Below are 6,317 nucleotides of genomic sequence, written 5' to 3'. Positions count from 1 at the left end.
GGCGGCCCCCGCCCCGCGCGGGGGGGGGGCCCCGGGGGGCCCGACCGCGGGGCCCGGGGCCGGGGGGGGGGGTGCGCCCCGGGGGGGGGGCCGCCGCGCGGGCGCCCCGGGGGGCGCGCGCCACGGCTCCCGGTCTCAGATCGTGAAGGGAGCGAGGCGCGCGGCGAGGTGCTCGCCGACGCGAGCGTGCACCGCGGTGCCGCCCTCCTCGTGCTCCTGCGACAGGATCATGCCCTGCTCGTGGATCGCCGAGACGAGGTCGCCGCGGTCGTAGGGCACGAGCGCCCGCACCTCGACGGCCGGGAGCGGCAGGGTCTCCTCGATGAGGGCGCGCAGCTCCGCGATCCCCTCGCCCGTGCGGGACGATGCGAACACCGCCTTCGGTTCGAGTCCGCGCAGCAGCAGGCGGGCATCGTCGTCGATCAGGTCGGCCTTGTTGAAGACGATGATCTCGGGGATGTCGCGCGCACCCACGTCGCCGATCACATCGCGCACCGCCGCCAGCTGGGCGGCCGGGTCGGGGTGCGAGCCGTCGACCACGTGCACGATCACGTCGGCCTCGCCGACCTCTTCGAGCGTCGAGCGGAACGCCTCCACCAGCTGATGCGGCAGATTCCGCACGAACCCGACGGTGTCGGTGAGCGTGTAGATGCGGCCGTCGCCGGTCTCGGTGCGGCGCACGGTCGCGTCGAGCGTCGCGAACAGGGCGTTCTCGACGAGAACCCCCGCACTCGTGAGGCGGTTGAGCAGCGACGACTTGCCGGCGTTGGTGTACCCGGCGATCGCGACCGACGGGATCGTGTTCCGCTTCCGCTCGGCGCGCTTGGCATCGCGCGCGGGCGCGAAGTCGCGGATCTGCTTTCGCAGCTGTGCCATGCGGGTGCGGATGCGTCGGCGGTCGAGCTCGATCTTCGTCTCACCGGGACCGCGCGAGCCCATGCCCGCGCCGCCCGCGCCGACCTGACCACCGGCCTGGCGGCTCATCGAGTCACCCCAGCCACGCAGGCGCGGGAGCAGGTACTCGAGCTGTGCGAGCTCGACCTGGGCCTTGCCCTCGCGGCTCTTGGCGTGCTGGCTGAAGATGTCGAGGATCACCGTCGTGCGGTCGATCACCTTGACCTTGACGACGTCTTCGAGGGCGCGTCGCTGGCTGGGCGCGAGCTCGGTGTCGGCGATCACGGTGTCGGCGCCGACCGACGCGACGATGTCGCGCAGCTCCTCCGCCTTGCCGCGGCCCACGTAGGTCGCGGGGTCGGGGTGGGGACGACGCTGCAGCACACCGTCGAGCACGACGGCGCCTGCGGTCTCGGCCAGTGCCGAGAGCTCGCGCAGCGAGTTCTCGGCGTCCTCGGTCTCGCCCTGCGCGTGCACGCCGACCAGCACGACGTTCTCGAGTCGCAGCTGCCGGTACTCGACCTCGGTGACGTCTTCGAGCTCGGTGGAGAGCCCGGGGACGCGTCGGAGCGCCGCGCGCTCCTCGCGATCCCACTGGTCGCCGTCGGTGTCCGCACGCCCGATCGTGGCCTCGTCCTGGAGCGCCTGAGCGGCTCCGAAGACGTGCACCCCCGAGCGCGCTTCGGCGCGCGCCAGCACGCGATCCACCGGGTCCACCGGCGTCTCGTCGGTGCTCTGGGGTGTCGTGGTATCCGTCATGTGTTCCTTTGCTTGTTGGCGTTGGATGCCGTTTTCCCGCGTTCATCGGCCGGTTCGCGGCATCCGTGAATTCTAGCTTCCCGTTGTGCAGAGCACCTCCGCTAGGCTCATCGGCTATGGGGAGTGACCACTATTTCAGTGCGACGCCCGCCAGCCCCGAGAATCGGCGCCGCATCCGGGTCACACTCGCCGGACGCGATCTCGAGGTCACGACTGCCGGGGGCGTCTTCAGCCCCGATCACGTGGACTCGGGAACCGCGGTGCTGCTGTCGAACACTCCCCCGCCTCCGGCGAGCGGGAACTTCCTCGACCTCGGCTGCGGGTGGGGGCCGATCGCACTCAGTCTCGCGCTCGATGCGCCTCACGCCACGGTGTGGGCCGTGGACGTGAACGAACGAGCGCTCGATCTGGTCCGCCGCAACGCGGCGGCACTCGGGCTCGACAACCTCAACGCCTCGCTGCCCGACGATGTTCCCGACGACATCCTGTTCCGCACGATCCGGTCGAACCCGCCGATCCGCGTGGGCAAGAACGAGCTGCACGGCCTCCTCGAGCGCTGGCTCCCCCGGCTCGACGAGCGGGCGGACGCGTGGCTCGTGGTGCAGCGCAATCTGGGGTCCGACTCCCTGCAGCGGTGGCTCGCCGCGACGCTCGACCGGCGCTTCAGCGTGCACCGGGCGGCGACCGCGCGCGGCTTCCGCGTGCTGAGGGTGCGCCGTCACGGCTCACCGCCGAGCGAGCCGATCGACCTGCCCGGGCTCCCCGAGATCTGACGCCCGCTACGCGAGCGTGACCTCGCCCGTGTAGACGAGGGTCGCGGGGCCCGACAGCAGCACATGCCGCTCGCCGTCGACCTGCGGCATCCGCACGCCCAGCGTGCCCCCGGGAACCTCGACGACCCAGTGGTCCGGCGCCGCGGGCCCGGCCCAGTGCCTCACCGCGAGCGCCGCGGCCGCGACGCCGGTGCCGCAGCTGAGCGTCTCGCCGACGCCGCGCTCGAACACGCGCATGCGGATCGAGCCCACGCCCTCGTGCACGAGCGGGTCGCTCGGCACCACGAACTCGATGTTGGCGCCGTGGGGCGGCTCGGGCTGCAGCAACGGCTGCACGGCGAGGTCGAGCCCTTCGAGCTCGGCGTCGTCGGGCAGTGCCACGACGACATGCGGGTTGCCGACGTCGATCCCGACGCCCGGGCGGGGAGCCCCGCCGCCACGCGTGCGGACGAGCACGCCCGAATCGTCGACGACGAAGGGACCGAGATCGACCTCGTACCCGCGGTCGCTGCGGGTGACCGTCTTGATGCCGGCACGCGTGCCGATCTTGAGCGGGGCGCCGTCGACATCGGCCCAGCCGACGTCGACGAGATAGCGGACGAACACACGCACACCGTTGCCGCACATCTCGGCCTTGGAGCCGTCGGCGTTGCGGTAGTCCATGAACCACTCCACGGCGTCCGATGAATGCGTGGATGCCGCCAGCAGTTCCCTGCCCTCGTCGATCGCGCTCGCGCGCACCACGCGCAGGATGCCGTCGCCGCCGATGCCGAAGCGCCGGTCGCACAGCACCGCGACCTGGTCGTCGGTGAGATCGAGCGCGCCGTCCGCGTCGGGGACGATCACGAAGTCGTTGCCGGTGCCGTGGCCCTTGGTGAACGCGATCGTCTGCGGCATCGCACCAGTCTAGGGGCGCGATCCGAGGCGTCGGCCCGCGCCGCCGCCGGTCAGTCGGCGATGAGGCGCTTGCCGGTGTTCCACGTCTCGAAAGGCTCGTAGCCGAGCGCGTCGTAGAAGCCCTGCGCGATCCCGTTCTCCGGCCGCACCATGAGCTGCACCTTCGGGCAGCCCATGTCGGTGAGGAGCTCCTCGGCGTGGGAGACGAGCTTGCGCGCGATCCCCTCGCCGCGCCGGTCGGGTGCACTCGCGAGGTAGTAGAGCCAGCCGCGGTGACCGTCGTACCCGGCCATGACCGTCCCGACGAGGGTGCGGCCGTCGACGGCGACCAGGAACAGCTCGGGCTGCACGGAGAGCTTGCGGCTGATGTCCTGGTACGGGTTGTTCCACGGCCGCGTGAGTCCCGCCTGCTGCCACAGCGAGACGACCGCCTCGGTGTCGGAAAGGTCGAAGGCCCGGATCGCGATGCTCATGACCACGAGTCTGCCAGGGCGATGGGATCCGTCCCCGGATCCACCCACCGGAGGGCGTCGTAGCGCTTGAACCACGACACCTGCCGCCGGGCGTACCGGCGGGTCAGCGCCTGCGTCTCGGCGATCGCCTCGGCCTCGGTCATCTCCCCCGCCAGCTGCGCGAGCGCCTGCGCGTAGCCGATGGCGCGGCGCGCGGTCACGCCGCGCTCGAGCCCGTTCGCGCGCAGCTCCCTCACCTCGTCGAGGATGCCGTCTCGCCACATCGCCTCGACCCGGGCGTCGAGGCGTCGAACGAGCTCCTCGCGCGGCACCGTGACGCCGACGATCCGGGTGTCGTCATGCCACAGCACGGGTTCGTCGGGAAGCGTCGCGCCGTGTGTGCGCTCACCGAGCTCGAGCACTTCGAGGGCGCGCACGATCCTCCGGCCGTTGCGCGGATCGACCTTGGCGGCGGTCGCGGGGTCGAGCTCGCGCAGGCGGGCGTAGAGGGCGCCAGGACCGTGCTCGTCGAGCTCCGTCTCGAGCCGGGAGCGGAGCTCTTCATCCCGCGGCGGAAAGCGGAAGTCGAACAGCACGCTCGAGACGTACAGGCCGGATCCGCCGACCAGCACGGCGTCGGCGCCGCGACCGTGGATCTCGCCGATCGCCGCGCGCGCAGCATCCTGATACCAGGCGACCGCCGCGTCGTCCGTGACGTCGAGCACGTCGAAGAGGTGGTGACGGATGCCGCGCCTCTCAGCCTCGACGAGCTTCGCGGTGCCGATATCCATGCCGCGGTACAGCTGCATGGCGTCGGCGTTCACGATCTCGGCCGGGCGGCCCCGCGCGGCGAGTGCGTCGGCGAGATCGAGCGAGAGCGCGGTCTTGCCGGTGCCCGTCGCGCCGACGATCGCCCAGAGACGCGGCGGCGCGGCGGCGGCGTCGGCCGGGGTGCTCACGGACGGATCAGACGCCGATGCGCAGCGTGGGCAGTCCGAGCGAGACCGCACGCGGAGCGCCGGCTGCGCCTGCCGAAGCGTCGCCCGCGGGTGCCGGGATGCCGCACGACTCCGCCTGCGACCGATCCCACGCGTCGCCGGACCGCGTCCGGCGGATGCGCAATGGCGCGCCGGCGGTCGAATCGGCGAGCAGGTGGAAGGGCGCGGCGTGCGTCACGACGACCGAGACGACGTCGCCGGGTCGCGGGATGTCGGAGCCCGCAGGAACCTCGAAGTGCACGAGCCGGTTGTCTTCGGCGCGGCCGGTGAGGCGGTGCGTCTCGGCGTCCTTCTTGCCCTCGCCCGTCGAGACCAGCACCTGCAGCTCTCGGCCGAGCTGCTTCTGGTTCTCCTCCAGCGAGATGCGCTCCTGCAGCGCGACGAGGCGCTCGTAGCGCTCCTGCACGACCTCCTTGGGCACCTGGTCGGTCATGGTCGCCGCCGGAGTGCCTTCTCGGATGGAGTACTGGAACGTGAAGGCGCTCGCGAACCGCGCCTGCTCGACGACGCGCATGGTGTCTTCGAAGTCCTCGTCGGTCTCGCCGGGGAAGCCGACGATGATGTCGGTCGAGATCGCGGCATCGGGCATCTTGGCGCGGACGCGGTCGAGGATGCCGAGGAACTTCTCGCTGCGGTAGGAACGGCGCATCGCCTTCAGGATGCGGTCGCTGCCGGACTGGAGCGGCATGTGAAGCTGCGGCATCACGGCGGGGGTCTCAGCCATCGCATCGATGACGTCGTCGGTGAAGGCCGCCGGGTGCGGGCTCGTGAAGCGGATGCGCTCGAGGCCCTCGATCTCACCGGCGGCGCGCAGGAGCTTGCCGAACGCCTGGCGGTCGCCGAACTCGACGCCGTACGAGTTGACGTTCTGACCGAGGAGGGTCACCTCCATGGCACCGTCGTCGACCAGGAGGCGGATCTCGTTGAGGATGTCGCCCGGGCGGCGGTCCTTCTCCTTGCCGCGCAGGCTGGGCACGATGCAGAACGTGCAGGTGTTGTTGCAGCCGACCGAGATCGACACCCAGCCGCTGTAGACGCTGTCGCGCTTGGTGGGGAGCGTCGACGGGAAGATCTCGAGCGACTCGAGGATCTCGAGCTCGGCCTCGCCGTTGTGGCGCGCCCGCTCCAGGAGGCTCGGGAGCGACCCCATGTTGTGGGTGCCGAAGACGACGTCGACCCACGGCGCCTTCTGCTGCACGACGGCCTTGTCCATCTGCGCGAGGCAGCCGCCGACGGCGATCTGCATGCCCTCGTGCTTGTCCTTGCGGGACTTGAGGTGACCGAGCGTGCCGTACAGCTTGCCGGCCGCGTTGTCGCGCACGGCGCACGTGTTGATGACGACGACGTCCGCTTCTTCGCCCGCCTCGGCGCGGACGTAGCCGGCGCTCTCGAGCGAGCCGGAGAGGCGCTCGGAGTCGTGCACGTTCATCTGGCAGCCGAACGTGCGCACCTCGTAGGTGCGGGCACGCCCGTCGACGTCGTGCGCGGCCGCGGACGGCGCGATGAGAGTCGGGGTGGCGGAAGGGGAAGACATGATCCCGCCA

6 protein-coding genes are annotated in these 6,317 nt (G+C 71.4%); 1 reads left to right on the top strand and 5 read right to left on the bottom strand.

What is annotated here, in order from left to right; all coding sequences use genetic code 11:
• Positions 1-135: 135 nt before the first annotated feature.
• Positions 136-1,653 (bottom strand): GTPase HflX, encoded by a 1,518-nt coding sequence (hflX, locus tag ACFQ7C_RS16270; RefSeq protein ID WP_378903451.1) that lies wholly within the window; start codon positions 1,651-1,653, stop codon positions 136-138.
• Positions 1,654-1,769: 116 nt separating this feature from the next.
• Here hflX and ACFQ7C_RS16265 point away from each other — a divergent pair, with 116 nt between their 5' ends.
• Positions 1,770-2,426 carry a class I SAM-dependent methyltransferase gene (locus tag ACFQ7C_RS16265; RefSeq protein ID WP_378903448.1) on the top strand — a complete coding sequence of 219 codons (657 nt, stop codon included), beginning with the start codon at positions 1,770-1,772 and terminating at the stop codon, positions 2,424-2,426.
• Between the two features lie 6 nt (positions 2,427-2,432).
• Here ACFQ7C_RS16265 and dapF read toward each other — a convergent pair whose 3' ends face one another.
• The 4 genes from dapF to miaB are packed head-to-tail and all read right to left on the bottom strand — an operon-like array spanning position 2,433 to position 6,307.
• On the bottom strand, positions 2,433-3,323 hold the full coding sequence (gene dapF / locus ACFQ7C_RS16260; RefSeq protein WP_378903445.1) for a diaminopimelate epimerase: 891 nt from the start codon (positions 3,321-3,323) through the stop codon (positions 2,433-2,435).
• 50 nt (positions 3,324-3,373) lie between these two features.
• A complete protein-coding gene (locus ACFQ7C_RS16255) occupies positions 3,374-3,796 on the bottom strand; it encodes a GNAT family acetyltransferase (protein ID WP_378903442.1) in 423 nt (140 codons plus the stop codon).
• Positions 3,793-4,734: a tRNA (adenosine(37)-N6)-dimethylallyltransferase MiaA gene (miaA, locus tag ACFQ7C_RS16250; RefSeq protein ID WP_378903439.1), complete on the bottom strand. Its 942-nt coding sequence runs from the start codon at positions 4,732-4,734 to the stop codon at positions 3,793-3,795. The genes ACFQ7C_RS16255 and miaA overlap by 4 nt, the downstream gene beginning before the upstream one ends.
• 7 nt (positions 4,735-4,741) lie before the next feature.
• The gene (gene miaB, locus ACFQ7C_RS16245) at positions 4,742-6,307 is read right to left on the bottom strand and encodes a tRNA (N6-isopentenyl adenosine(37)-C2)-methylthiotransferase MiaB (RefSeq protein ID WP_378903436.1); all 1,566 of its coding nucleotides are present in this window, start codon (positions 6,305-6,307) and stop codon (positions 4,742-4,744) included.
• Between the last annotated feature and the right edge of the window lie 10 nt (positions 6,308-6,317).

This window comes from Microbacterium sp. NPDC056569 (assembly GCF_042793475.1).
GTDB lineage: Bacteria > Actinomycetota > Actinomycetes > Actinomycetales > Microbacteriaceae > Microbacterium.
The sequence above is the reverse complement of the archived record's forward strand: the minus strand, read 5'-3'. Positions and strand labels throughout refer to the sequence as shown.

What these genes read in the sequence shown, in the direction of transcription:
- hflX (WP_378903451.1), bottom strand. Translation starts at nt 1,653, where the DNA reads ATGACGGATACCACGACACCCCAGAGCACCGACGAGACGCCGGTGGAC.
- ACFQ7C_RS16265 (WP_378903448.1), top strand. Translation starts at nt 1,770, where the DNA reads ATGGGGAGTGACCACTATTTCAGTGCGACGCCCGCCAGCCCCGAGAAT.
- dapF (WP_378903445.1), bottom strand. Translation starts at nt 3,323, where the DNA reads ATGCCGCAGACGATCGCGTTCACCAAGGGCCACGGCACCGGCAACGAC.
- ACFQ7C_RS16255 (WP_378903442.1), bottom strand. Translation starts at nt 3,796, where the DNA reads ATGAGCATCGCGATCCGGGCCTTCGACCTTTCCGACACCGAGGCGGTC.
- miaB (WP_378903436.1), bottom strand. Translation starts at nt 6,307, where the DNA reads ATGTCTTCCCCTTCCGCCACCCCGACTCTCATCGCGCCGTCCGCGGCC.